Raw genomic sequence first — 25,492 nt, 5'->3', positions numbered from 1 at the left:
GCCTCCGCCACCGGTACCCGGCCGCGGACCGCGTCGGGCCAGCCGACGGTGCTCGGCTCCATCGCCGCGGTCAGCCACCTGGCCGCCAGCGCATCGTCGGCCTCCGGCGGCGGGCTGAACTCCCCCCAACCCTGCGGGCCCTCGACCAGCACGCCCAACCGAGCCCCGGTCGCGGTCGGGACCGCGAACACCGGGGCGTCCTCGAAGTCGATCAGTGTTCTCACTGACCGACAAGCTAGCCCGTGGCTACTCTTACGCGGTGGCCGACGCCCCGTTCCTGCTGTTGTCGATCCGCGACGAGGACGAAGCAGCCGACGACGAGTACCGGGCGATGATGCGGTTCGCCGAGCTCGACGAGCCCGGCATGCTTCGCATCCGGCTCACCCAAGAGCCCCTGGGTGCGCTGGATCTGTCGCGATGGTCGGGCATCATCCTGGGCGGCGGGCCCTACAACGTCAGCGACGACGCGGGCGCGAAGACGCCCACCCAGCGCCGCGTCGAGACCGAGTTGGCCGACCTGCTGACCGCGGTCATCGCCCGGGACTTCCCGTTCCTGGGATGCTGCTACGGGGTGGGCACGGTGGGAACCGCGGTGGGTGCGGTGGTGGACCGGGCACACAGCGAGCCGGTCGGCGCGGTGACCGTGGAGTTGACCGACGCAGGGCGCCTCGACCCGCTGTTCGCCGAACTACCCGACACGTTCGAGGCGTTCGGCGGTCACAAGGAGGCGGCGTCGCGGCTTCCCGGTCACGTCGCCCGGCTGGCCAGCTCGGCGGACTGCCCGGTGCAGGCCTTCCGGGTCGGCGCGAACGTCTATGCCACCCAGTTCCACCCCGAACTCGATGTCGCCGGCATCTGCACCCGGATCGACGTGTACAAGAATCACGGGTACTTCGCGCCGGAGACCGCGCAGTCGCTCAAGGACGAGGCCCGCCGACGGCAGGTGACGCATCCGCCGCTCATCCTGCGCGGTTTCGCGCAGCGGTACTCGCGTCCCGCCTGACCCGCGGCTCAGCCGGCACGCGCGGTGCTGCCCGGCGCGATGTCGTTCCGCAGGGGCGCCAGCCGGGCGCCGATCGCGTCGATGGTGTCGTTGCCGACCCCCAGGTCGGCCAGTGTGGCGGCCAGGTGAGCCACCACCAGGTCGAAGTGCTCGGGCTGGATGTCGAACGGCGCGTGGGCGTCCAGCATCGAGCGGCCCTGGTAGAGATCGGGGCCGCCGATGGCTGCGGCGAGGAACGACCGCTGATGGCCCTTGAGCCGTTTCATGTCGATACCGTCGAAGTACGGTGCCAGCGCCGGGTCGCCGATCACCCTGCGGTAGAAGTCGTCGACGGCCGCCGTCACCGCCGCCGACCCGCCGATCTGGTCGAAGATGCTCATGGAGTCAGCCTGGCCGCACCCGGTAACGGGCGACGGCCCGCCGGCTTTGTGAGCTGGTTAACGTGTGCTCACCGTGGTGTGCCGGGTGCTGTGAGGTCGGCGCTCAGCTGTCCGGGATCTCGAACTGAACGCGGGAGACCTGGTCGAACAGCGCCGCCAGCCGGACTCGGACGCGGTTGTGTTCGGGGTCCTCGTCGTATCCCCGGTAGGCGGCCACGTCGTCGAAGTCCGCGACGATCGCGAAGTCCCAGTTGCCGTCGCGCAGCCCCGCATCGGTTCCCACGCTGTAATGGCGCGTTCCCGGACAGTTCAGGTTCCGCAGGCAGGCTTGGATGTCGTCGAGTTCGGCGGCGTCGTAGCCCGGAGTCAATGTGGCCAGTACCACGCTTCGGATCACCCGCAGAACCCTAACAGGGCGGTTGGTAAGCGGTTCGAGTAAATACTTGACTCAGTCCAAAAAACGACGTAGAACTCTTGGTGTGGCCCCGGACTACACGGATCTGCTCCGTCACGCGGACTTGCGTGTGACGCGTCCGAGGGTCGCGGTTCTGGAGGCGGTCGGCGGACACCCGCACGCCGACACCGACACCATCTACGGCGTTGTGCGCCAAGCCCTTCCCGACGTCTCGCGCCAGGCCGTCTACGACGTGCTGGCCGCGCTGACGGCGGTGGGGCTGGTCCGCAAGATCCAGCCGTCCGGGTCGCTCGCCCGCTACGAGTCGCGGGTCGGGGACAACCACCACCACATGGTCTGCCGGTCCTGCGGCGTCATCGCCGACGTCGACTGTGCCGTCGGTGACGCCCCCTGCCTGACGCCCGCGGAGGACACCGCGGGGCTGACGGGATTCGTCGTGGACGAGGCAGAGGTCATCTACTGGGGAGTCTGCCCGGACTGTGCCTCGGCCAAGGACGCCTCCATCCAAGATTCGGGATCACGCCCGTGATCACAGCCCGATTCACCACTCCCGAAAGGAAATGCTGTGCCTGACGACGGTCGCACCATCGAAGAGACTCCGCCGATCGGCGAAGCGCAGACTGATCCAGTCGAAAGCGGTTGCCCGATGGTGGTCAAGCCGCCCGTCGAGGGCGGCAGCAACCGCGATTGGTGGCCCAACGCGGTCAACCTGAAGATCCTGCAGAAGAATCCCGACGTCATCGACCCGATGGACGAGGGCTACGACTACCGCCAGCGGGTTCAGACCCTCGACGTCGACGAGCTGACCCGCGACGTCGACGCGGTGATGACCGACTCGCAGGACTGGTGGCCCGCCGACTTCGGCCACTACGGACCGTTCTTCATCCGGATGACCTGGCACGCCGCGGGCACCTACCGCGTCCAGGACGGCCGCGGTGGCGGCGGCCGGGGAATGCAGCGCTTCGCGCCGCTGAACAGCTGGCCCGACAACGTGAGCCTGGACAAGGCGCGCCGGCTGCTGTGGCCGGTCAAGAAGAAGTACGGCAAGGACCTGTCGTGGTCGGACCTGATCATCTTCGCCGGTAACCGCGCGCTCGAGCACATGGGCTTCAAGACCGCCGGCTTCGCGTTCGGCCGCCCGGACTACTGGGAGCCCGAGGAGGACGTCTACTGGGGCGCCGAGCACGAGTGGCTGGAGACGTTCCACCGCTACCCCGGCGACAACTCCGAGCGCACCAAGCTGGAGAACCCGCTGGCCGCCACCCACATGGGCCTGATCTACGTCAATCCCGAAGGCCCCGAGGGCAAGCCGGATCCGGTGGCAGCGGCCACCGACATCCGCGAGACCTTCGGCCGGATGGCGATGAGCGACAGCGAGACCGCTGCGCTGATCATCGGCGGGCACACCTTCGGCAAGACCCACGGCGCCACCGAGGTGGAGAACGGTCCGGAGCCCGAGGCCGCGCCGCTGGAGATGCAGGGCCTCGGCTGGGCGAACTCCGGCCTCGGCAACGACACGGTCAGCTCCGGCCTCGAGGTCATCTGGACCCACACCCCCACCAAGTGGGACAACTCCTTCCTGGAGATCCTCTACGGCAACGAGTGGGAGCTGACCAAGAGCCCCGCCGGCGCCTACCAGTGGAAGCCCAAGGACGGCGGCTGGGACAACACCGTCCCGATGGCGCAGGGCGACAAGAAGACCCACCCGTCGATGCTCACCACCGACCTGTCCATGCGGATGGACCCGGGCTTCGAGAAGATCACCCGTCGCTGGCTGGACCACCCCGAGGAGCTCGCCGCGGAGTTCGCCAAGGCCTGGTTCAAGCTGTTGCACCGCGACATGGGGCCGGTGGTGCGCTACCTCGGGCCGCTGGTGCCGCAGCAGACGTGGCTGTGGCAGGACATCGTCCCGGCCGGCAGTGACCTGTCCGCCGACGACGTCGCGAAGCTCAAGAGCGCGATCGCCGATTCGGGTCTGACCGTGCAGCAGCTGGTTTCGACTGCATGGAAGGCGGCCTCGTCCTACCGCAGCAGCGATATGCGCGGCGGTGCCAACGGTGGCCGGATCCGGCTGCAGCCGCAGTTGGGCTGGGAGGCCAACGAGCCCGACGAGCTGTCCCTGGTGATCAGCAAGCTCGAGGAGATCCAGCGCACCTTCTCGGAGTCGGGAACTCCAGTGTCCTTCGCCGACCTGGTGGTGCTGGCCGGCAACGTCGGTGTCGAGAAGGCGGCCAAGGCCGGCGGCTTCGACATCGAGGTGCCGTTCACCCCGGGCCGCGGCGACGCCACCCAGGAGCAGACCGACGTCGAGTCGTTCGCCTACCTGGAGCCCAAGGCCGACGGCTTCCGCAACTACGCCGGCAAGGGGCTGCCCCTGCCGGCGGAGTACGAGCTCATCGACAAGGCCAATCTGCTGGGCCTGTCGGCGCCGGAGATGACGGTGCTGCTCGGCGGAATGCGGTCGCTGGACGTCAACTTCGGCGGCACCAAGCTCGGCGTGCTCACCGACAAGCCGGGTGCGCTGTCCACCGACTTCTTCGTCAACCTGCTCGACATGAGCACCAAGTGGGCTCCGGCCTCGGCTGACGACGGCACCTACGTCGGCACCGACCGGTCCTCCGGGCAGCAGAAGTACACCGCCAGCCGCGTCGACCTGCTGTTCGGGTCGAACTCGCAGCTGCGGGCGCTGGCCGAGGTCTACGCCGAGGACGATTCGAAGGAGAAGTTCGTCAAGGACTTCGTCGCCGCGTGGAACAAGGTGATGAACGCCGACCGGTTCGACGTCAGCTAGCGATGTCGAGCAGCTACTCGTAGCAGCCCTCAACACGGAAGGGGCGCCCGGACGAACTGTCCGGGCGCCCTTTTCGTACTCAGTATGGGTGCAGTCGTACTCAGTATGGGTGCAGTCGTACTCAGTACGGGTGCAGTCGCGCTCAGTACGGGTGTAGCCGGCCGGCGATCAGCGGCGCGATCTTGCGGGCCAGGTAGACGTGGCCGGCGTCGGTCGGGTGAACACCGTCGGCGCCGATCAGGTCTGGCCGGCCGACGAACCAGCGGGAGGCGATCGGGTCGACGAACGCCGCACCGGCGAGTTCGGCCTGGTAGGACAGCACATCCCGGACGCGGCGGACCTGCAACGGTGGGTCGGCGGTGGGCCACGGTGGGCCGATCACCAGCAGCTGGGCCGACCGGGCGATCTGATGGGCCAGGTTCAGCGTGGCGTACATCGTCACCGACAACCGGGTGGGATCCACGTCCATGTCGTTACGGGAGCCGAAGAACACCACCAGGATGTCGGTGGGCTTCACGGCGCGCACCGTCAGGTCTTCGAACGTGCTGCCCCGGTTGCCTCGAACACCGTAGCCGGCGCCGCCCTCGGCGGCGACCGTCGGGGTGACGGCGATGCCGTGCTCGCTGAGGTCCCGCCACACCTGCGGGGGCCAGCCGTCTGGGCCGTTGCCGCCCTGGTCGCTCCCCGTGGTGTAGGAGTCCCCGATCACCGAGATCCGATTGACGGTGTAGTCCAGCGGCACGATCTCGCGGTGCTCGGCGTCGGGGAAGCGCGCGGTGAAGGCGCCGAAAACGACGGCGACACAGAGTACGAGGGTCAGAAGCCGACTCACCGGACCATGTTAGGCGGCGCCGACGCGTGCGTCGCCGGTCGACGCGCCGGGGTGATCCCGGCTCACCCCGCCCGGGTGGCGACGGGATGCAGACGGCCGTGCGGTGCGTCGTCGGACTGTTCCGCGCTGGTCCCGCCCGCATCCAGCATGTTTCTCATCCAGTGCCGCGCCGGTTCCTCGACCAGGTGGTACAGCACCGCCGCGAGCAGGCCGGAGCCCAGGAGCAGGCCGATGAAGACGAATTTGGCCGGCCAGCTCGGGGTCAGGGTGATCTCGTACTGCAGGGTGGCCCAGTTCCACGCGGTGTGCACGATCTCGTGAACCATGTAGAGGCTGAACGATATGTGGCCCAGGTAGACCACCCAACGCACCGACAACATCGCGGGCAGCGTGCCGGTTCCCAGCGCCAGGGCCACGACGAGCGGGACGAACAGCACATCGACCAGACCGCCGGCGTCGTAGATCAGTTCCGGCGGGACGTTGTCCAGCAGGTAGAGCCCACCGACGACGGCACCGCCCAGTAGCAGCGCCGCGACCCCGGCGACCTGGCGGGACCGGTCGGATATCCGCAGCTTGCGTACCGCCGCACAGGCCAGCGCACCCGCGATGAACTGCATGACGATCCGGGGCAGCCAGCTCCAGGGGGTGTAGAAGAATCCGCTGGCCAGCAGGAACAGGGTCGGGGGCAGCGAGGCGAGCACAGCCATGGCCAGCAATCCGCGGGCGCGGGTGGCCGAGGCGATCCGGAACACCACCAGCACCAGAGCGCCGAAGAGCAGATAGGCCAGCCATTCCGCACTGATTGACCACGCCGGGCCGTCCCAGCTGGTCCCGTCGAAGTACGGCTCGAACCACAACTGCACGAGCAGTACCTGCCGGAGCCAGCTGGTCGCGTTCAGGTCAGCGGCTGCCGGGGACGGGAAGTCGCCGACGTAGAGCGTGAAGACGATCCACGCCGCGGCCAGGTGCATCGTCACCAGATAGACCGGCCACACCCGGGCCAGCCGCAACCACAGGAACCTCAGCGTGGAGCGGGTCGACCAGCCCTCCCCCATCCGGTCCAGGTAGTTCCATGTCAGCACGAAGCCGCTGAGGATGAAGAACAGGTCGACGCCCTGGGCCCCGGCGTCGAGCACCGGAGCCAGCGCCTCGCTCCACGGCGGCGACACCTGCTCGAGCAGCGGCCGGAAGTGGAAGAGCACCACCCACAGCGCCGCGACGATGCGCAGGCCGGACAGGGCCTTGATCTCTCCGGTGCGCACACTACTCATTTCAACTCGGGGGTCTCTGCGGTGTGATGTCACCGGCCGACGAGATGGCATTTGCCGGTTCCCCCGCTGACCAACCGGCGACGGGTCGCAGGTTACCAGCGCACGGGTGGGCCCAGCTGTCCGCAACGCCGTGCCGGCAGGGCGCCCGCATCACGCGAACCCGGGGGTATTCTCAGGAGATTGTCAATCGAACATCCGGTCCGCTACCTGCGGTGAGCGGACCCTCCGAATCGTCGGGGCAGCTGCGCGTCCCGAGTGACGGCGACCCGCTGTCGCTGCTGCTGGTCGAGGACGACCGGGCCGACGCGATCATCGTCGAAGAACTGATCGCCGACGCCGGGATCGACACCCAGGTCATCTGGGCGTCGTCGATGGGTGAGGCGGAGCAGCAGATCCTGCACGCCCGCCCGGACTGTGTGCTGCTGGACCTGCACCTGCACGACACCGACGGCATCGACGGGCTGACGCAGATCGCCAAGCTCGACCCGACCATTCCCGTGGTGGTGCTGACCGGACTCAACGACGAGCACTTCGGCGTTTCGGCGGTGGCCTCCGGAGCGCAGGACTACCTGGTCAAGGGCCGGGTCGATCCCGAGATGCTGCGCCGGGCGGTGCTGTACGCGATCGAGCGCAAACGTGCCGAGCTGACGGCGGTCGACCTGCACGCCAGCGAGCTGCGGGCCCGGGAGAACGCGCGCCTGGAGCGCGGTCTGCTGCCGTCCCCGCTGCTGCTCGACCAACCCGGCGTCGACATCGTCACCCAGTACCGGCCCAGTCGGGAGAACGCGCTGCTCGGCGGTGACTTCTACGACTTCGTGCAGATGCCGGACCGCACGGTGCACCTGATGATCGGCGACGTGGCCGGGCATGGTCCCGACGAAGCCGCACTCGGGGTGGCGTTGCGGATCGCCTGGCGGGCGTTGACCTTCGCCGGTCTGCGCGGTGCCGACCGGATGCGCCAGCTGGAACGCATCCTGCGGACCGAGCGGGCCGGCAAGGGTATTTTCGCGACCGTGCTGAGCCTGGCCATTCCGCCCGAAGGCACCAGACTGACCGTGGTCCGGGCCGGGCACCCCGGCATGTTGCTGCACGGCAACGGCACCGTGGAGTGGCTGGAGCCCCCGGGTGGACCGGCTCTGGGCCTACGCGCCGGGGATTGGCTGCCCGAGCAGGTCGAGCTGCCGGAGGGCGCCGGGCTGGTGTTGCTGACCGACGGTCTGTTCGAGGGGCGCAGCGGGCCGGGCAACGAGCGCCTCGGCGAGGCGGGGCTGCTCGAGTTGGCGCGTTCGCTGGCCGCGCTGCCCGGTCCGGCGTTCGTCGAGGCGCTGGTCGACGAGGTCGAGTCCCGGGCGCAGGCGCACGGCGGCATCAGCGACGACATCGCGGTGGTTCGGGTCGAGCGGACGGCGCGGGCGTGACGCAACCGCACCACCGCGGCGCGCGGGCGCTGACCGTGCAGGGCTGGCAGTACCTGGTGCTGTCGGTGATGGGTGTCGTCGTGCTGATCGGTGCCGTCACCGTGGCGGTGCTGCTCAATCGCACCGACGCGGTCTCCGGCGAGCTGATCGGCAAGATCCAGCCCTCCCGGGTGGCGGCCTATCAGCTGCAGGCGGCGCTGCGCGACCAGGAGACGGCGGTGCGCGGCTACGTGATCGCCGCCGATCCGCGGTTCCTCGAGCCCTACTTCGAAGGACGGCGTACCGAACAGCAGGCCTCCGCCGAGCTGCGCGTTCTCGAGCAGGACCGGCCCGACCTGCTCGACGACCTCGACGCGATCGAACTGGCCGCCGGTTCGTGGCGCACCAACTACGCCGAGCCCATCATCGCCACCGTCGAGCTCGGCAACCCGGAGACGGTCGAGCCCGACGCCAGCGAGCGTGGCAAGGTCGAGTTCGACCGGCTACGAGCCCTTTTCGACGTCCAGAACGAGCGGCTCGAGCAGGCCCGCACCGCCGGTATCTCCGAGCTGAACACGATCAGGACCTGGCGTAACGCGGTGCTGGCGGCGATGCTGGCCGCGTTCGGGGTGACGATCGCGGCGCTCGCGGTGCTGTTGCGCCGAGCCCTGGTGCGTCCGTTGGCGGCGCTGGCTGCGGCGTGCCGGCGTATCGCCTCGGGAAACTTCGCCGAGCAGATCGTCCCGCAGGGGCCCAGCGACATCCGGGCGATCGCGGTCGACGTCGACAACATGCGCCAGCGCATCGTCGAGGAACTGGACGCCTCCCGGGCGGCCACCCAGGCGTTGGATGTCCACGCCGAAGAGCTGCGCCGCTCCAACGCCGAGCTCGAGCAGTTCGCCTACGTGGCCTCCCATGACCTGCAGGAGCCGCTGCGCAAGGTCACCTCGTTCTGCCAGCTGCTGGAGAAGCGCTACGGCGACCAACTCGACGAGCGGGGCGTGGAGTACATCGGGTTCGCCGTCGACGGCGCCAAGCGCATGCAGGTGCTGATCAACGACCTGTTGACGTTCTCCCGGGTCGGGCGGCTCAACGCGACCGAGGTCGAGGTCAGCCTGGACGCCGCGTTGGACGCCGCGCTGAGCAATCTGATGACCTCGGTGGAGGAGTCGGGAGCGGTCATCGACCGGCCGGCCGACGGGCTGCCGATGGTCAAGGGTGACCCCACCCTGCTGGCGATGTTGTGGCAGAACCTCGTCGGCAACGCGATGAAGTTCCGGCGCGAGGGCCTGGCGCCGCACATCGAGATCACCTGCGATCTCGAGCCGGGCGGCGACGGGGGTGACGAGCCGCCGCAGTGGATGGTGTCGCTGTCGGACAACGGGATCGGGATCGCCCCGGAGTTCAGTGACAAGGTCTTCGTCATCTTCCAGCGCCTGCACGGCCGCGACGCCTACACCGGAACAGGGATCGGCCTGGCGCTGTGCAAGAAGATCGTCGAGCACCACGGTGGATCGATCTGGATCGACACCTCCTATACCGACGGCACCCGGTTCCGGTTCACCCTGCCCGTCCGGGCGGATGACACGGCACCACACCTTTTGGAAGGATCGGCGACATGACATCGGCTGAACGCCCCATCGACGTGCTGCTCATCGAAGATGATGCGGGCGATGAACTGATCACCCGGGAAGCTTTCGAGCACAACAAGATCAAGAACACGCTGCACGTCGCGCGGGACGGCGAGGAGGGGCTGGACTTCCTCTACCGCCGCGGACCCTACGAAGGCGCGCCGCGGCCGGACCTGGTGCTGCTGGATCTGAACCTGCCGAAATACGATGGGCGCCAGCTGCTGGAGACGGTCAAGTCCGATCCTGACCTGAGCTCCATCCCGGTGGTGGTGCTGACGACGTCCTCGGCCGAGGAGGACATCCTGCGCAGCTACAAGTTGCACGCCAACGCCTACGTCACCAAACCCGTCGACCTCGACCAGTTCATGAACGCCGTGCGCCAGATCGACGAGTTCTTCGTGCAGGTGGTCCGGCTGCCCCAGCACTGAGCGTGGTGTGGCACGCTCGGGCCGTGGACCTGCCGCGCCCCGATCCGCAGCTGCCGCACCTGGCCGACGTGACACCGTCGGTGCTCGCCGCGATGGGTGTCGACGGTTTCGAGCCGCGGCTGGAGCTGTCCGGTGATCTGGCCGGCGCGTGCGTGTTGCTCATCGACGGGCTGGGTGCCGGGCTGCTGGAGAGTCACGCCGCCGACGCGCCGGTGCTGGCCGGGCTGACCCGGCGGACCCTGCAGGTCGGATACCCCGCGACCACGGCGGCGGGACTGGCGGCGGTGGGCACCGGGTGCCGGTCCGGTGAACACGGCATGGTCGGCATGACCTTTCGGCTGCCGGACGTCGGCGTCATCAACGCGCTGCGGTGGCGGCCCCATCCCTGGGGCGCGGACCTGCGCGAGCAGGCGGTGCCGGAGGTTATCCAGCCGAACCCCACGGTGTTCGAGCGGGCCACCTCCGCCGGGGTGGCGGTCAGCGTGGTCTCCGGTGCGCAGTTCGACGGCTCGGGGCTCACCCGTGCGGTGCTGCGGGGCGGGAGTTATCGCGGTGTGCACGCGCTGGGCGATCTTGCGGCCACGATCCACAGCGCGCTCGCCGATGGGGGCTTCTGCTACGGCTACCACGCCGATCTGGACCTGGTGGGGCATCTGCACGGCCCCGGCTCGGCCCCGTGGCGGATGCAGCTTCGTCAGGTCGACACGCTGGTCGAGTCCGTCCTCGACGGGCTGCCCCGAGGGACGCTGCTGGCCGTGGTGGCCGACCACGGCATGGTCTCGATCGACGAGTCGGCGGTCGACGCCGACGCCGAGCCGGTCCTGCTGGACGGGGTGATGGCGATCGGCGGCGAGGTCCGGGCCAGGCACCTCTACACCCGCGACGGTGCGCGCGAGGATGTGCTCGCCACCTGGCGGCAGGTGCTCGGTGCTCGCGCGTGGGTGCTCAGCGGCCAGGATGCGGTGGCCGCCGGGTGGTTCGGCGACCGGGTCACCGACGCCGTCCGGGGCAGGATCGGCGATGTGGTGGTCGCGGCGCGGGGCTCGTCGGGGGTGCTGCGGCGCTCCGCCGAACCAATCGAGTCTTCGCTGGTAGGTCAGCACGGATCGCTCACCGATGCCGAACAGCTGGTGCCACTGCTCATTGCGCACGGTTGACCCGCGCGGCGACCGGCGACGTCGACGAGGCGGCGAGGTGGCTCCAACCCGATTCTGCGCGGATACCTACGTGTGACCGAACCGTTTCCACATCCAAAGATGCTGTTCAGTAATGCATTTCGATCTAATTGCCCGGTGAGGATTTGACCAGCGAATCTGTCAGGTAGCCAATAGTTTTCGTGACCTCGGTGAAATTCCGGCGTGGATTGTGCTTGGCATCACAGATTTTGGACGTTTTAGAGAGCTCTGTTAACGTCCGGCGCCATGTTTGCTATCGCGACACTCTTGACGCTTGTCAACCAGGTGTCGGGCACCCCGTACGTCGTCGGCGGCGACTCGCCGGCGGGTACCGACTGCTCGGGCCTGGTCTCGTGGGTGGCCAACGCCGCGAGCGGCAGGCCCGTCTATGGTGACCGGTTTCACACCGGCAACATCGAGAGCGCGCTGCTGGCGCGCGGCTTCGAGTACGGCTCCGAACCCGGCGCCCTGGTGGTCGGCTGGAACAGCGGCCACACCGCGGTGACGCTGCCGGACGGCACTCCGGTGTCGTCGGGCGAAGGCGGCGGCGGGGTCGCGATCGGTGGCGGCGGCGCCTACCAGGACCAGTTCACCAACCACATGTTCCTGCCGATGCCGGCCAACGAGCCCCCGGCCCCGGAGCCCCAGCTCGCCCCGCCGATGGCTCCCCCGATGCCCCCGCCCCCGCCGGGTGCACCGCTGCCCCCGCCGGCACCCGTCCCATGAGCGCCGCGCTAGCGTCTCGTGCGTGATCGTGCTGTTGCCGCCGTCGGAAACCAAACGAACCGGCGGCGACGGAGCACCGCTTGACCTGGGTCAGCTGAGCTCACCTGCGCTCAACCCGGTGCGCAGCGACCTGCTCGACCAACTGATCGAGCTGTCCGCGGACCGGCCTGCCAGCCGCAAGGCACTGGGGATCTCCGCGGCCCAGGATGCCGAGATCGACCGCAACGCCGAGTTGCGGACAGCACCGACGCTCCCGGCGATCCACCGCTATACCGGGGTGCTCTACGACGCCCTCGACGTGGCGTCGTTGCGGGGAGCGGCCGCGGGTCGCGCCCTGTCCAGGCTGGCCGTCGGCTCGGCGCTGTTCGGGCTGCTGCGCGCCGAGGACCGGATCCCGGCCTACCGGCTCTCCGCAGGCTCCAAACTGCCGGGGCAACCCACGCTGGCGGCGCGCTGGAGGCCGGCGCTGGACCCGGTCCTGGCCGACCTGGCGACCCGGGAACTCGTCGTCGACCTGAGGTCGGGCTCCTACGCGGCACTGGGCAGGATGGCCGGCGCGGTCACCGTCGAGGTGCTCGCCGAGCACCCCGACGGGCGGCGCACCGTGGTCAGCCACTTCAACAAGGCGCACAAGGGACGGTTGGCGCGGGCCCTGGCCACCACCCGGTCCGAACCGGGTGATGCGGCGGCCGTGGCCGCGGTGGCCCGCCGCGCGGACATGCGGGTGGAACGCAGGGCCGACCACCTCACGGTGATCGTCGCGGCCTGACGGCCACCCGGTCGCTCAGAGCGGGAACACGAAGTCGGTGGTGTAGAACTCTGCGGGAATCTGGGAGTTCGGGCTGGCCCGGGTGACCGACATCCATGCACCGGTCGCTTCCGCGCCCACCGGCGCCCGCAACGTGACGGAGCCGGCCCCGGCGCCGTCGGTGAACAGCGTGGCGCCGGCCACGCCGGGATCGCCCGGATTGCAGGGACTGGCCGACGACTGCGGTAGCTGGATCAGTTTCACCTCGTAGCCGATGTTGGGCACCAGCGTGTTGGCCGCGACGTCGGCCACCACCTCGCCGCCTTCGGTCCGCATCACCGCGGCGACCCGTCCGACTGCGCGAGGGCCGACGTAGGGCATCTTGGAGAAATCGCAGCGCCGCAGATACTGGGTCATCGGGTTGATCGAGGGCCCCTCCGACGCCGCGGCCGGGGCGGCCGACATCGGCCCGGCGCCGGTGACGAGCGCAGGCGAGAAGACGGCCGCGGCCCCCGCCGCGGCCAGGACGGTGCGCACCATTGGACGCATCTGCGTAGCTCCCCCCTCCGGTCCGCTGACCGCATCTGCGATCAGCCGGGTGACCTCACCGACGAGGCTAGTCCGAATCGGACTCCGGGTAGCGCCGTTTTTGTGCGCCGCGTTGACGGGCCCCCGGGACCGGGAGAAACTGTGCGCCGGTGGCCAGCTTTCGGCGGGCGGTCGAGCGCGCGCGGCAGCGGCTCGCCGCCGAGCAATAGCGACCCACCGCCCGCTGCCCGGTGCCGGCCCACGATCCGGCTGGAATCCCACCGCGAGGCCGCGAACGGCGGTACCGTGGGCCGGCCGTGGACGCCGTCGGCCGCCAGAGGTCAGCGGCCCGCAACCGCTGGGGGCGCAATGCTGCGAGACATCCGGGAACTGGCCGACTCACCCGAGGAGTACGCCGCCGAGCTACGGCGGCGCTGGGGAGGGCTGCTCAGCTACCGTTACATCGGACGCAGCTACGCCCAGATGGACCTCGGGCCGGTGGACAACACCGTCACGCTGCGCCGCGACATGCGCGACGGCGCCGGCGGTCTGCTGCTGGCGGTGCTCGGCATCGCCTCACCCGAGGGCGGCCACATGTCCGACCTCGAAGCGGTCCCAAACCCGGTCATCCACTCCTGCCAGATCCTCGACCCCGGCGTCGGAGTCGGGCGCATCGAGATCGTCTCCGAGGAGCTCAAACGCGGCAGGCAGATGGGCTACAGCCGGTCCAAGATCGTCGACGCCGACGACCCGGCCCGGGTGCTGGCCCTCACCGAAGGCCAGGGCATCAGCATCGGTACTCCCCCGGAGGGCCTGGGTCGCATGGAGGCCAACCCGCTCGAGATCGTCGATTCGCCCGGGCTGCCGCCGCTGTGGGAGGTATTCGGGGCCCGGCTGCGCAACACCGGGCACTGGGTGCTGCCGGAGTTGACGGCCGATGTCGCCTCCCCCGACGCCGCGCTGCACATCGGCCCCCAGTTCGTCGTGCTGGAGACCGCCGCCACCCAGCGCGCCGCCCAGGTCGCCGGCACCACCCGGTTGCACGGGGTGTCCTCGCACGTCATGTTCATGGCGCGCGGCAAACGCGGCCCGTTCCGCGTCGAGAGCGAACCGATGACCGGAGCCGCCGGTGCGGTGGCGGTGCGCACGGTGATGCACGACGAGGGCGCCGACGACCGGGTCACCACGGTGGCCTCCCACCTGTTCCGGGCGGTGCCCTGATCTGCCGGGGCGTCGACTTTGGCCGGACCGGATAGGTAGCTGAACCCCGCGTGCGAGACTGACCCGCATGGCTCTAGAGATCGCCCGCCCCAAGCTCGAAGGCAAAGTCGCCGTCGGCTCAGATCGCCAGATCGGATTCGCTGAGTTCGGCGATCCGCAGGGACGCGCGATCTTCTGGCTGCACGGCACGCCCGGTGCCCGCCGTCAGATCCCCGTCGAGGCCCGGCTCTACGCCGAGGCCAACCAGATCCGCCTGATCGGCGTCGACCGGCCCGGGATCGGCTCGTCGACGCCGCACGAGTACCACAAGGTCATCGACTTCGCCGACGACCTGCGCACCATCGCCGACACGCTGGGCATCCACAAGATGGAGATCATCGGGCTCTCCGGGGGCGGGCCCTACACCCTGGGGTGCGCCGCGGCGATGCCCGAGCGGATCATCGCCGTCGGCGTCCTCGGCGGCGTCGCCCCGACCCGGGGCGCCGACGGCATCGGTGGCGGCATCATGGGCAACGTGGGCCTGCCGGTCGCCCCCGTCCTCGAGCGGGTCGGGTCCCCGCTCAGCCGGGTGGCGACCGGGCTGATCCGGCTCATCAAGCCGGTCGCCGAGCCGGCGCTGTACCTCTACGCCAGCGTGTCCCCCGAGGGTGACCGGCGCCTGCTGGTACGCCCCGAATTCAAGGCGATGTTCCTCGACGATCTGCTCAACGGCAGCCGTAAACAACTGGCGGCGCCGTTCGCCGACGTCGTCGTGTTCGCCCGGGACTGGGGTTTTCGCCTCGACGAGGTCAAGGTGCCGGTGCGGTGGTGGCACGGGGACCGGGACCACATCGTGCCGTTCGCGCACGGCGAGCACGTCGTCGCGATGCTTCCCGACGCCGAGCTCTACCCGCTGCCCGGCGAAAGCCACCTGGGCGGTCTGGGTGAGGCCGAGAGCATCATGTCGGCCATGAACGACCTCTGGGACGCCCACCAGAAGAGGTGAGGCGGCGTGCTCAGCGCTTGAGCCAGCCCTGCACGGTCGACAGCTCGCTGCTGTAGGTCTGCATGATGTCGTCGTGGTAGAGGGTGCCGCCGGTGATCTTCGAATCGCCCTGCCACACCACGTGGATGCGCACGACACCCTTGTCGAAGTAGTCGCTGCGCTCAGCGGTCCGGTGATGCCACCCGGTCTCCTCGGCGAGCGTTGTGACGGCCTGTCGCTCGTCGGTGTCAACCATCAGTGCTTCTCCACCTGTCGGGGGTCTCTGGTCGCTGCCACCCTATCGCTGTCCGGTCAGCGCCCTGCGCAGCATGTGCATCGCCACGGTCGTGGAGCGTTCCCGGATGTCACTGCGGTTGCCCGGCAGCGTGCTGGTTCTGGTCAGCATCACCGGCGGTCCCGAGCCGTCGGCCAGCGCCACCGAGAAGCACACCGTGCCGACCGGTTTGGCCTCGGTGCCGCCGCCGGGACCCGCCACACCGGTGATCGCCACCGCCGTGTCGGCGGCGAAGCGGGTCAACGCGCCCGCCGCCATCGCCTCGGCCACCGGTTCGGACACCGCGCCGTGCCGCTCGATCAGTGCGGGGTCGACCCCCAGCAATCCGGTCTTGGCGGCGTTGGAATAGGCGGCCACTCCGCCGGCGACGTAGGCCGACGAGCCGGGCCGGTCGGTCAACCGGGCAGACAGCATTCCCGCTGTGCACGACTCCGCGGTGGCGATGCGGCGCCCCGCCAGCAGCGCGGCGACCTGATCGTCGACCAGTGCTCCGTCCTCGGAGAAGATCTCGTGGCCGTGCCGGTCGCGCAGCACCGTGAGCAGACCGGAGTACGCGGCGTCGTGCTGCGGCTCGTATCGGGTGACTATCTCGAGTTCGCCGCGCCGCAGACAGGTGGTGATCTCGAGCCGGTCGAACCCGGCGACCGAGCCCCCGGCGTCGCGAAGCGTGTCGGCCAGACCGGATTCGGGCAGCCCGAACATCCGCACCGTCTGCTGGCGGTACTCGGTGCGACCGGCGATCGCAGCCTGCACCGCATCGGTGCGCACCGCTGACGACCACATCGGCTGCAACTCGCGCGGTGGGCCGGGCAGCACCACCACGGTCGGGCTGCCCGGGACCACGACGCCGGGAGCGGTGCCGACCGGGTCGAGAACGACTGCGCCGTCGGGTACCAGGGCCTGTTTGCGGTTGGCCGCCCGCACCGCCTCGACGTCCACCCCGGGGAACCGGGACATCAGCCCGGTGACGATGTCGTTGATCGTGGACTCCAGGGCTGTGTCCAGGACGAGTTCACGGCCGCAGAAGCGGGCGACGATCTCGACGGTCATGTCGTCGGCGGTCGGGCCGAGTCCCCCGCTGGTGATGATGAGATCGACCCGCTGGTCGGCCAGGAACCGCAGCTGTGCCTCGATGTCGGCCGGGCGGTCGCCGCACAGCGTGATGTGGCCCAGTTCCACGCCCAACTCCAGCAGCCGGTCGGCCAGCCACGGGCCGTTGCGGTCCTGGACACGTCCGGTGAGGACCTCGGTGCCCGTCACCACGATTCCCGCCCGTGCGCTCACAGACAAGGACACTACGCATCGCCGACCGGCGGCCGGCCGCGAGGCGGCGCCGCGCCGCTACTTGTGCGGCACGTCGTTGATCAGGCCGCCGTCCATCACGAATTCGGCGCCGGTGGAGTACCGGGACTCGTCGCTGGCCAGGAACACCACGAAGGTGGCGACCTCGTCGGGCTGGCCTGGCCGGCCCAGCGGGATCCGCAGCATGTCGTCGGGGAAGTATTTGGTCATCGGGGTGCGGATGAAGCCCGGATGCACCGAGTTGACCCTGATGTTGAACTGGCCCAGTTCCAGGGCGGCCGACTTGGTCATCCCGCGCACCGCCCACTTGGACGCCACATACGGGTGCACCATCACCGCGCCGCGCATGCCCTCGATCGACGAGACGTTGATGATCGAGCCGCCGCCGGCGGTCTTCATCGCCTCGACCGAGGCCTGCATGCCCAGGAAGGTGCCGGTCAGGTTGACGTCGATGACCTTCTGGAACTTGGTCATGTCGAACTGACCGATCATCCCCAGCGCGACGGTGCCGGCGTTGTTCACCAGCACGTCGAGTTTTCCGAAGTCGTCGACGGCGGTCGCCACGGCGGCGTCCCACTGATCGGCCTGGGTGACGTCGAGGCTGACGTAGCGCACGGAATCGGGATGTGTGGCGTTGATGTCGTCAGCCAGGGTCTTGCCCTTGTCGTCGAGGATGTCGCCGATCACCACCTTGGCGCCCTCGGCTGCCAGCGCCCAGGCGTCGGCCGCGCCCATGCCCTGTGCCCCGCCACTGATCAGTGCGACTTTTCCGTCCACGCGTTCCATGGGGGCAAAGGCTACCCGACCGGCAAAAAAACTAGAACCTGTTCCAACTTTGCCGCCGAGCCCGCATACTGCTCGCCATGGCTATCCGGGTGGCGCTCATCGGTACCGGCAACTGCGGCAGCCTGGCGCTGCGGCAGCTGATCGAAGACGCCCGGTTCGAGCTGACCGGCGTGTGGGTGTCCGCGGAGGCCAAGATCGGCAAGGACGCCGGGGAGCTCGCCCGGCTGGGGGTGACCACCGGTGTGCAGGCGGGCAACGACCTGGCCGCCATCGTGGCGGCCAAGCCTGACTGCGCGGTGTACTGCGCGATGGGAGACATCCGCCCGAAAGAGGCGCTGGCCGACGTGTGTGCGCTGCTCGAGGCGGGCATCAATGTCGTCGGGTCGGCACCCGGGGGTCTGCAGTACCCGTGGGGCGTCCTCCCGCAGCGGGCGATCGACCGGACCGAAGCGGCGGCCGCGGCCGGCAACGCCAGCGTGTTCGTCACCGGCGTCGACCCGGGCTTCGTCACCGACCTGCTGCCCCTCGCGCTTGCGGGCACCTGCCAGAGCATCAGCGCGATCCGCACCATGGAGATCGCCGACTACGCCACCTACGACGGCGCGACGGTCATGTTCGACGTGATGGGCTTCGGCAACCAGATCGGTGACCTGCCGATGCTCTACCAGCCCGGCGTGCTGAGCCTGGCGTGGGGCACCGCGATGCGTGCACTCGCGGCCGGCCTGGGGGTGGAACTCGACGAGATCCGCGACGTCGTCGAACAGGAGCCGGCGCCGGAGGACCTCGAGGTCGCGGTCGGCACCATCAAGAAGGGCACCGTGGCCGCGGTGCGTTTCCAGATCGAAGGGCTGGTCGACGGGCATCCGGTGATCGTCGTCGAACATGTCACCCGGTTGCGGGGGGATCTGCGCCCGGACTGGGCGCAGCCGGCGCAGGAGGGCGGCTCCTACCGGGTGGAGATCACCGGCGAACCCTCCTACGTGATGGACATCTGTCCGACCAGCCGCAACGGTGACCACAACTACGCGGCCATCCTCGCCGCGGCGGGGCGCATCGTCAACGCCATTCCGGACGTCGTGGCGGCGAGCCCGGGCATCCGGACCACACTGGATCTGCCGCTGGTCAGCGGCAGGGGCACCTACCGGCGGGGTTGACCCGGCCGGCGGCCCGGTTCGCGACGCCTCAGTTCGCGACGCCTCAGTTCGCGACGCCTCAGTTCGCGACGCCTCAGTTCGCGACTATGCCGCGCCAGGTCAACCGGACCCGGGTGCCGTCGGTCGACGTGTCGATCGCGGCCTCGTCGGACAACGTCTCCATCAGCGGGATGCCGCGTCCCCGGGTGCGCGGCGCCGGGCCGGTCTGCGGTGCGCGCCAGGTTCCGTGATCGCAGATGTCGACGGTCAGGGTCTGCTCGTCGGCGTGGTAGGCGGCCTGCATGTCGATCGTGCCCGGGATATCGGAGAGCACGTAGGCGAATTCCGCGGCGTTGGCCAACGCCTCGTTGATCGCCAGCACCAGATCGCTGAACCGCACCGCGTCGACGACGAAGAAGCGCCTGAGCCACTGGGCGAACTCTTCCCGGGCCTGGGCCACCGTCGCCGCGTCGGCGTCGAGGCCGAGCCGTGCGAAGCGCTCGGAGTCGGCGACCTCAGCCGGCGGCATGGAATCGATCATGGCAGTGGGTGGCTACCCCGCAGAGCACGTTCCTATGCGACCTTCCTACGTGTTGTATGCCGCGAGCGCTTCGTCCAGGCTCGGATGCAAACTCACGATGTCGGCGATGCCCACCAGTTTCAGCGGGCGGCTGGTTGCCGGTCCGTCGGCGACGACCCGGAGCACTACGTCGGACCCGGCCTTGTCATGCGCGGCCACCAGGACGCCCATCCCGGCCGAGGCCAGGAATTCGACGTCGGTGAAATCGATCACCACACCGGCGGGCCGCTGGTCGAGCGCAGCGTCGATCGCGGATTCCAGCTGCGGTGAGGTGAGCATGTCGACAACACCGGACACCGACACGACGGCCACACGGTCGACCCATCGTTCGGTGACGACACAGCTGGAAGCTGCCGCTCCGGCGCCACTCTGTGTGTCTTCGGCTGCTTGCTCGTCCAAGGTTCACCTTCCAATTTCAGGCCGCTTCATCGCTTACCACGAGTGCGCAGGGCGGAGATCCCCCGTGTGCGCTCGCGCAGGCTGCATCCTGAACCCGGCAAGACCAAAATACCGTGGCCGCCTGCAGCGGCCGGCCACAGATTAAACCAGGTGTTCCCCGAGCGCCCGTAGCATGGCGGGTCAAACCCGGTGTGAACGCAGGAGGGCGGGCCAGAACCATGTCCACCGAGGCCGCGGATCCGCTGGATCCGGTCGCGCAGATCGGGGCGAGTCCAGCTGGGCCCCAGGTCGGAGCGTTCTTCGACCTGGACGGCACCCTCGTCGACGGTTTCACCGCGACCGCGCACGCCGGCGACCGGATCCGGCGGCGCCAGGCCCGCATCGGCGAGGTGTTCGGCGTCGTCGAGGCGGCCATGCGCTACCGGTTCGGGCGTGTCCACTTCGAAAGCCTGCTGGTGCGCGCCGCCGGGTACCTGCGCGGCGAGTCGCTGGCAGAGCTCGACGTCATCGGTGAGCGGTTGTTCACCGAGCGGGTGCAGTCCCGGGTGTTTCCGGTCATGCGCGAGATCGTGGCGGCCCATCAACGGCGCGGGCACACGGTGGTGCTGAGTTCGTCGGCGTTGACCATTCACGCCGAGCCGGTCGCGCGCTTCCTCAACATCGACCACGTCCTGTGCAACCACTTCGAACTCGACGAGACGGGCCGGCTGACCGGGCGGATCGCCAGGCCGGTCATCTGGGGCAGACAGAAAGCCTCGGCCGCTGCGGGCTTCAGCACCACCAACGGCGTGGACCTGGCGGACAGCTACTTCTACGCCGACGGCGACGAGGATGCACACCTGATGGCCCAGGTGGGGTTTCCGCGCCCGGTGAACCCCCGGCGCGGGCTCGCGGCGCTGGCTGCGCACCATGGTTGGCCGGTGTTGCGCGTCGTTGTTCCCGGGAAGGGCAGTCGGGGCGGCCTGCGCGGTGTATTACGGTAGAACACGTTCTAATTCCGGCGATCGGCCCACTAGGAGAAGACTATGCACACTCCGCTGTGCGACCAGCTCGGTATCGAGTTCCCCATCTTCGCGTTCACGCACTGTCGCGACGTCGTGGTGGCGGTGAGCAAGGCCGGTGGTTTCGGCGTGCTCGGCGCGGTCGGGTACACCCCCGAGCAGCTCGAGATCGAGCTGAACTGGATCGACGAGAACATCGGTGATCATCCGTACGGTGTCGACATCGTCATCCCGAACAAGTACGAGGGGATGGATTCGACCGATCTGTCGCCGGAGGTACTGAAGAAGACGCTCAACGATCTGGTGCCCGACGAGCACATCGAGTTCGCCAAGAAGGTGCTCGCCGACCACGGGGTCCCGGTGGATCACAGCGATGACGACGCGCTGCAACTGCTCGGCTGGACCGAGGCGACGGCCACCCCGCAGGTGGAGGTCGCCCTGCAGCATCCGAAGGTGACCATGATCGCCAACGCGCTGGGGACCCCGCCCCCGGACATGATCTCCCACATTCACAACGAGGGCCGGGTCGTTGCCGCGCTGTGCGGATCGCCGTCGCAGGCTCGCAAGCATGCCGACGCGGGCGTCGACATCATCATCGCCCAGGGCGGCGAGGCCGGAGGGCACTGCGGCGACATCGGCTCGATCGTGCTGTGGCCCCAGGTTGTCAAGGAGGTGGCGCCGGTGCCGGTGCTGGCCGCCGGCGGGATCGGCAGCGGCCAGCAGATCGCGGCCGCGCTGGCGTTGGGCACGCAGGGTGCCTGGACGGGTTCGCAGTGGGTGATGGTCGAAGAGTCGGAGAACAGCCCGGTGCAGCACGCCGCGTACGTCAAGGCGACCAGCAAGGACACTGTGCGCAGCCGCTCCTTCACCGGTAAGCCGGCCCGCATGCTGCGCAACGACTGGACCGAGGCCTGGGAGAACCCGGACAACCCCAAGCCGCTCGGGATGCCGCTGCAGTACATGGTGTCCGGGATGGCGGTGGCCGCCACGCACAAGTACCCGAACGAGTCCGTCGACGTCGCGTTCAATCCGATCGGACAGGTGGTCGGCCAGTTCACCAAGGTCGAAAAGGCCGCGACCGTGATCGAACGCTGGGTGCAGGAGTACCTGGAGGCGACCAACACCCTCAACGAACTCAACGAGGCCGCCAGCGTCTAGTTCCACTGCGATTTCGGCGTGATTGTCACCGCTCAGCGGTGACAATCACGCCGAAATCGCTGTTTGCGGCCTCACGATTATGTAGGGTTACATACATAGATCGGCGGAAAGGGGTCGTCACCGTGCCAAGCCCTCGCGAGCGCATGGTCGTCTCGGCCGCGCTGTTGATCCGGGAGCGCGGCGCGCAGGCCACCGCCATCGCCGACGTCCTCGAGCACAGCGGCGCCCCGCGTGGGTCGGCCTACCACTACTTCCCCGGCGGTCGCGCCCAGTTGCTGCGCGAGGCGGTGGACTTCGCCGGCGAGTTCATGGCCGCCAAGCTGACTCGAGCGTCCACGGCTGTCGAGGCCCTCGACGAACTGTTCGGCGAATTTCGGGAACAGTTGCAGCGCAGCAGTTTCCGTGCCGGATGCCCGGTTGTCGCGGTGGCCGTCGAAGCAGGTGAGCCGGCCAAGTCCGAACAGTCCGCCGCAGTGCTGGACCGCGCCGCTGCCGCATTCAGCCGCTGGCAGAACGTCATCGCCGACCTGCTGCGGGGCGACGGTGTCCCCGACCCACGGGCAGCCGCGCTCGCCACCCTGGTGCTGTCCTCCTTCGAGGGCGCGGTCGTCATCGCCCGCGCCGCCCGCAGCGTCGAACCCCTCGATCAGGTCCACGCCCAACTGCGCTCCCTGATCGCCGCCGAATCGCAGCGCCGCTGAGGAAGAAAGCGAGTCCGTGATGACCGAGCAGAACCCTGGCTGGCAGCCCACCGCCTGCATCCTCTGTGAGTGCAACTGCGGCATCGTCGTCGAGGTCGCCGACCGCCGCCTGACCCGCATCCGCGGCGACAAGTCCCATCCCGCGTCCCAGGGCTACACGTGCAACAAGGCGCTGCGGCTCGACCACTACCAGAACAACCGCAACCGGCTGACCTCGCCGCTGCGCCGCCAGCCGGACGGAACCTTCTGCGAAGTCGACTGGGACACCGCGATATCGGAGATCGCCGCCGGATTCCAGCAGATCGCCGATCGCGACGGCGGCGACAAGATCCTGTACTACGGCGGCGGCGGGCAGGGCAACCACCTCGGCGGCGCCTACAGCGGGGCGTTCCTCAAGGCGCTCGGCTCGTACTACCGGTCCAACGCGCTGGCCCAGGAGAAGACCGGTGAACACTGGGTCGACGCACAGCTCTACGGCAACCACACCCGCGGCGAGTTCGAGCACGCCGAAGTCGCGGTGTTCGTCGGAAAGAACCCGTGGATGTCGCAGAGCTTCCCGCGTGCCCGGGTGGTTCTCAACGAGATCGCCAAGGACCCGAAACGCTCGATGATCGTCATCGATCCGGTCCTCACCGACACCGCGAAGATGGCCGACTTCCACCTGCGCGTGCGTCCCGGCGCCGACGCGTGGTGCCTGGCGGCGCTGGCCGCGGTCCTGGTCCAGGAGGATCTCTGCGACGAACGTTTCCTCGCCGAGCACGTCACCGGCGTCGAGCCGGTGCGCGAGGTGTTCGCCGAGGTGCCGGTCGCCGACTATGCACAGCGCTGCGGTCTCGACGAGCAGTTGCTGCGCACCGCGGCCCGCCGGATCGCGACTGCCGACAGCGTCGCGCTGTTCGAGGATCTCGGTGTGCAGCAGGGGCCCAACAGCACCCTGTGTTCCTACCTGGACAAGATGCTGTGGATCCTCACCGGCAACTTCGCCAAACGCGGTGGACAGCATCTGCATTCGTCATTCGCGCCGCTGTTCCGGCTCGGCGGTGTGGGCCGCACACCGGTCACCGGAGCGCCGATCATCGGTGGGCTGATGCCCAGCAACGTCGTCGCCGAGGAGATCCTGGCCGACCATCCCGACCGGTTTCGGGCGCTGATCGTGGAGAGTGCCAACCCGGCACATTCGGTCGCCGACTCGGCGACGGTGCGCAGGGCGCTCGCCGAGCTGGAGTTTCTGGTGGTGATCGACGTCGCGATGACCGAGACCGCCCGGCTGGCGCACTACGTGCTGCCGGCGGCGTCGCAGTTCGAGAAGGCCGAGGCGACGTTCTTCAACCTGGAGTTCCCGCACAACACCTTCCACCTGCGGCACCCGCTGATGGATCCGCTACCTGGAACACTGCCCGAACCGGAGATCTGGGCCCGGCTGACACGGGCGCTCGGTGTGGTCGACGATGCCGAGCTGGCGCCGCTTCGTCGGGCTGCACGCGAGGGCCGAAGCGCATTCGGCGCAGCGTTCCTGGACGCTGTCGCGGCGAATCCGGGGTTGAACAAGGTGCTCCCGTTCGTGCTCTACGAGACCCTGGGACCCTCACTGCCCGAAGGGCTCTCGGGCGCAGCCGCACTGTGGGGGCTGGCCCAGAAAGCGGCGATGACCTACCCCGATGCGGTGCGCCGTGCCGGACACGCCGACGGAGACGCGTTGTTCGACGCGATCCTGGCCGGGCGCTCCGGTGTCACGTTCACCGTCCACGACTACGCCGACGACTTCGCGCTGATCGCGCACGCCGACCGCAAGATCGCGCTGGCGATACCGGAGTTGCTGGCCGAAGCCCGCGCCCTGGCCGCAGCACCCGGCACGCTGACGACCCCGGACTTCCCGGTCGTGCTGTCGGCCGGCGAGCGCCGCGCCTACACCGCCAACGACATCATCCGGGACCCGTCCTGGCGCAAGCGTGACTCCGACGGTGCGCTGCGGATCAGCGTCGCCGATGCCCGGGCGCTCGGGCTGACCGACGGCGGCCGTGCGCTGATCACCACCGCCGCCGGAACCGCGGAGGCGACGGTCGAGATCAGCGAGGTGATGCTGCCCGGACATGCGTCGCTGCCCAACGGATACGGCCTCGACTTCGTCGACGCCGACGGCACCGAACTGGTACCCGGCGTCGCACCCAACTCGCTGACGTCGACAGCCTGGCGCGACGCATTCGCGGGGACGCCGTGGCACAAACATGTGCCGGCCCGGATCGAGGCCGCCGGCCAGCCGACGGTGGCTGGAGCCTAGGGAGCGACGGGGGCGGGGGCTGCCGGCTCCATCACCGCGGGTTGCGGACCCGCCGGCATGCCCGGTGACGGTGACGAACTCAGCGGACGCTGGGTCAGCAGCAGCAGAGCGTCACTTCCGCTGACCTCCTGGGTCCGCATCGCATGCCACAGATCGCGCAGGTAGCCCATGCGGGTGGTGTCGGGAAGGGGTGCCGTGCTGGTGCCAGGCGGCAGATTCTCCGGGCTGACCAGGTGCGGGATGCCGTCGTTCATCGGGGGTGCGGCCATCGGGCTGGCGGTGGCGTCCACCGGCGCGGGCGCGCCTGCGATCGCCCCGGGCAACGGCGCCGCCTCCGGTGCGACCGGCC

Annotated in this window: 26 protein-coding genes and 2 pseudogenes; 16 read left to right on the top strand and 12 right to left on the bottom strand. The window is 69.1% G+C overall.

The annotated features are described in order from the left end of the window. Positions 1 to 224: pseudogene (locus ACXAID_RS16910) on the bottom strand (O-succinylbenzoate-CoA synthase); the annotation flags it as partial. A gap of 35 nt (positions 225 to 259) precedes the next feature. Between ACXAID_RS16910 and ACXAID_RS16905 the strand changes: the two are divergent. Further along, positions 260 to 1,003, top strand: coding sequence for a glutamine amidotransferase (locus tag ACXAID_RS16905; protein ID WP_475023361.1), 744 nt, complete (start codon positions 260 to 262; stop codon positions 1,001 to 1,003). An 8-nt stretch (positions 1,004 to 1,011) separates the two neighbouring features. On the opposite strand, the gene ACXAID_RS16900 is transcribed toward ACXAID_RS16905, so the two are convergent. Next, positions 1,012 to 1,383, bottom strand: a complete 372-nt coding sequence (locus ACXAID_RS16900; protein ID WP_475023360.1) for a group I truncated hemoglobin — start codon at positions 1,381 to 1,383, stop codon at positions 1,012 to 1,014. Between the two features lie 103 nt (positions 1,384 to 1,486). Continuing rightward, complete coding sequence (locus ACXAID_RS16895; protein WP_475023359.1) at positions 1,487 to 1,780, bottom strand: Dabb family protein; 294 nt, start codon at positions 1,778 to 1,780, stop codon at positions 1,487 to 1,489. 82 nt (positions 1,781 to 1,862) lie between these two features. On the opposite strand from ACXAID_RS16895, the gene ACXAID_RS16890 reads away from it, so the two are divergent. Beyond that, complete coding sequence (locus tag ACXAID_RS16890) at positions 1,863 to 2,327, top strand: Fur family transcriptional regulator (protein ID WP_475023358.1); 465 nt, start codon at positions 1,863 to 1,865, stop codon at positions 2,325 to 2,327. Between the two features lie 117 nt (positions 2,328 to 2,444). Further along, the gene (gene katG, locus ACXAID_RS16885; RefSeq protein ID WP_475023363.1) at positions 2,445 to 4,589 is read left to right on the top strand and encodes a catalase/peroxidase HPI; all 2,145 of its coding nucleotides are present in this window, start codon (positions 2,445 to 2,447) and stop codon (positions 4,587 to 4,589) included. 142 nt (positions 4,590 to 4,731) lie between these two features. Here katG and ACXAID_RS16880 read toward each other — a convergent pair whose 3' ends face one another. Both ACXAID_RS16880 and ACXAID_RS16875 read right to left on the bottom strand, forming a co-directional pair. Next, on the bottom strand, positions 4,732 to 5,421 hold the full coding sequence (locus tag ACXAID_RS16880; RefSeq protein ID WP_475023357.1) for an Rv0518 family GDSL lipase: 690 nt from the start codon (positions 5,419 to 5,421) through the stop codon (positions 4,732 to 4,734). A gap of 62 nt (positions 5,422 to 5,483) precedes the next feature. Beyond that, positions 5,484 to 6,692 carry an acyltransferase family protein gene (locus ACXAID_RS16875; protein WP_475023356.1) on the bottom strand — a complete coding sequence of 403 codons (1,209 nt, stop codon included), beginning with the start codon at positions 6,690 to 6,692 and terminating at the stop codon, positions 5,484 to 5,486. A gap of 242 nt (positions 6,693 to 6,934) precedes the next feature. On the opposite strand from ACXAID_RS16875, the gene ACXAID_RS16870 reads away from it, so the two are divergent. The 6 genes from ACXAID_RS16870 to yaaA all read left to right on the top strand — a co-directional run bounded on the left by ACXAID_RS16870 (position 6,935) and on the right by yaaA (position 12,818). Beyond that, on the top strand, positions 6,935 to 8,110 hold the full coding sequence (locus ACXAID_RS16870) for a PP2C family protein-serine/threonine phosphatase (RefSeq protein ID WP_475023362.1): 1,176 nt from the start codon (positions 6,935 to 6,937) through the stop codon (positions 8,108 to 8,110). Next, a complete protein-coding gene (locus ACXAID_RS16865; protein WP_475023355.1) occupies positions 8,107 to 9,711 on the top strand; it encodes a sensor histidine kinase in 1,605 nt (534 codons plus the stop codon). The genes ACXAID_RS16870 and ACXAID_RS16865 overlap by 4 nt, the downstream gene beginning before the upstream one ends. Then, the gene (locus ACXAID_RS16860) at positions 9,708 to 10,148 is read left to right on the top strand and encodes a response regulator (protein WP_475023354.1); all 441 of its coding nucleotides are present in this window, start codon (positions 9,708 to 9,710) and stop codon (positions 10,146 to 10,148) included. The genes ACXAID_RS16865 and ACXAID_RS16860 overlap by 4 nt, the downstream gene beginning before the upstream one ends. A gap of 23 nt (positions 10,149 to 10,171) precedes the next feature. Then, positions 10,172 to 11,305 carry an alkaline phosphatase family protein gene (locus tag ACXAID_RS16855; protein ID WP_475023353.1) on the top strand — a complete coding sequence of 378 codons (1,134 nt, stop codon included), beginning with the start codon at positions 10,172 to 10,174 and terminating at the stop codon, positions 11,303 to 11,305. Positions 11,306 to 11,569: 264 nt separating this feature from the next. After that, on the top strand, positions 11,570 to 12,049 hold the full coding sequence (locus tag ACXAID_RS16850; protein ID WP_475023352.1) for an NlpC/P60 family protein: 480 nt from the start codon (positions 11,570 to 11,572) through the stop codon (positions 12,047 to 12,049). 22 nt (positions 12,050 to 12,071) lie between these two features. Further along, on the top strand, positions 12,072 to 12,818 hold the full coding sequence (gene yaaA / locus ACXAID_RS16845) for a peroxide stress protein YaaA (RefSeq protein WP_475023351.1): 747 nt from the start codon (positions 12,072 to 12,074) through the stop codon (positions 12,816 to 12,818). A 15-nt stretch (positions 12,819 to 12,833) separates the two neighbouring features. Here the strand turns inward: yaaA and ACXAID_RS16840 are convergent, their stop codons facing one another. Continuing rightward, positions 12,834 to 13,337: a hypothetical protein gene (locus ACXAID_RS16840; protein ID WP_475023350.1), complete on the bottom strand. Its 504-nt coding sequence runs from the start codon at positions 13,335 to 13,337 to the stop codon at positions 12,834 to 12,836. Positions 13,338 to 13,694: 357 nt separating this feature from the next. Here ACXAID_RS16840 and ACXAID_RS16835 point away from each other — a divergent pair, with 357 nt between their 5' ends. Continuing rightward, positions 13,695 to 14,546 carry a hypothetical protein gene (locus ACXAID_RS16835; protein ID WP_475023349.1) on the top strand — a complete coding sequence of 284 codons (852 nt, stop codon included), beginning with the start codon at positions 13,695 to 13,697 and terminating at the stop codon, positions 14,544 to 14,546. Positions 14,547 to 14,613: 67 nt separating this feature from the next. Next, positions 14,614 to 15,531: an alpha/beta fold hydrolase gene (locus ACXAID_RS16830; protein WP_475023348.1), complete on the top strand. Its 918-nt coding sequence runs from the start codon at positions 14,614 to 14,616 to the stop codon at positions 15,529 to 15,531. A gap of 10 nt (positions 15,532 to 15,541) precedes the next feature. On the opposite strand, the gene ACXAID_RS16825 is transcribed toward ACXAID_RS16830, so the two are convergent. Genes ACXAID_RS16825 through ACXAID_RS16815 form a run of 3 tightly spaced genes read right to left on the bottom strand, consistent with a single transcriptional unit; the run spans position 15,542 to position 17,893 of the window. Further along, positions 15,542 to 15,766, bottom strand: coding sequence for a hypothetical protein (locus ACXAID_RS16825; RefSeq protein ID WP_475023346.1), 225 nt, complete (start codon positions 15,764 to 15,766; stop codon positions 15,542 to 15,544). Positions 15,767 to 15,808: 42 nt separating this feature from the next. Beyond that, positions 15,809 to 17,089, bottom strand: a complete 1,281-nt coding sequence (locus tag ACXAID_RS16820) for a competence/damage-inducible protein A (RefSeq protein WP_475023345.1) — start codon at positions 17,087 to 17,089, stop codon at positions 15,809 to 15,811. A 57-nt stretch (positions 17,090 to 17,146) separates the two neighbouring features. Beyond that, positions 17,147 to 17,893 (bottom strand): glucose 1-dehydrogenase, encoded by a 747-nt coding sequence (locus ACXAID_RS16815; protein WP_475023343.1) that lies wholly within the window; start codon positions 17,891 to 17,893, stop codon positions 17,147 to 17,149. A 77-nt stretch (positions 17,894 to 17,970) separates the two neighbouring features. Between ACXAID_RS16815 and ACXAID_RS16810 the strand changes: the two genes are divergently transcribed. Then, the gene (locus ACXAID_RS16810; RefSeq protein ID WP_475023342.1) at positions 17,971 to 19,047 is read left to right on the top strand and encodes an NAD(P)H-dependent amine dehydrogenase family protein; all 1,077 of its coding nucleotides are present in this window, start codon (positions 17,971 to 17,973) and stop codon (positions 19,045 to 19,047) included. 73 nt (positions 19,048 to 19,120) lie between these two features. On the opposite strand, the gene ACXAID_RS16805 is transcribed toward ACXAID_RS16810, so the two are convergent. Further along, the gene (locus ACXAID_RS16805) at positions 19,121 to 19,567 is read right to left on the bottom strand and encodes an ATP-binding protein (RefSeq protein ID WP_475023341.1); all 447 of its coding nucleotides are present in this window, start codon (positions 19,565 to 19,567) and stop codon (positions 19,121 to 19,123) included. A 45-nt stretch (positions 19,568 to 19,612) separates the two neighbouring features. Continuing rightward, on the bottom strand, positions 19,613 to 20,005 hold the full coding sequence (locus tag ACXAID_RS16800; RefSeq protein WP_475023340.1) for an STAS domain-containing protein: 393 nt from the start codon (positions 20,003 to 20,005) through the stop codon (positions 19,613 to 19,615). Between the two features lie 218 nt (positions 20,006 to 20,223). On the opposite strand from ACXAID_RS16800, the gene ACXAID_RS16795 reads away from it, so the two are divergent. From ACXAID_RS16795 to ACXAID_RS16780, 4 genes are all read left to right on the top strand, one after another. Continuing rightward, positions 20,224 to 20,988, top strand: coding sequence for an HAD family hydrolase (locus ACXAID_RS16795; RefSeq protein ID WP_475023339.1), 765 nt, complete (start codon positions 20,224 to 20,226; stop codon positions 20,986 to 20,988). Between the two features lie 42 nt (positions 20,989 to 21,030). Continuing rightward, entirely contained in the window at positions 21,031 to 22,164 is a 1,134-nt protein-coding gene (locus ACXAID_RS16790; RefSeq protein WP_475023338.1) for a nitronate monooxygenase, read from the top strand. A 122-nt stretch (positions 22,165 to 22,286) separates the two neighbouring features. Next, positions 22,287 to 22,865, top strand: coding sequence for a TetR/AcrR family transcriptional regulator (locus ACXAID_RS16785; protein WP_475023337.1), 579 nt, complete (start codon positions 22,287 to 22,289; stop codon positions 22,863 to 22,865). Positions 22,866 to 22,884: 19 nt separating this feature from the next. Continuing rightward, positions 22,885 to 25,143 (top strand): molybdopterin-dependent oxidoreductase, encoded by a 2,259-nt coding sequence (locus ACXAID_RS16780; protein WP_475023336.1) that lies wholly within the window; start codon positions 22,885 to 22,887, stop codon positions 25,141 to 25,143. Here the strand turns inward: ACXAID_RS16780 and ACXAID_RS16775 are convergent. Further along, positions 25,140 to 25,492, bottom strand: a pseudogene (locus ACXAID_RS16775) (hypothetical protein); the annotation flags it as partial. The gene ACXAID_RS16780 and the pseudogene ACXAID_RS16775 overlap by 4 nt on opposite strands.

This window comes from Mycobacterium sp. ABE4_509 (assembly GCF_056160785.1).
The sequence above is the reverse complement of the archived record's forward strand: the minus strand, read 5'-3'. Positions and strand labels throughout refer to the sequence as shown.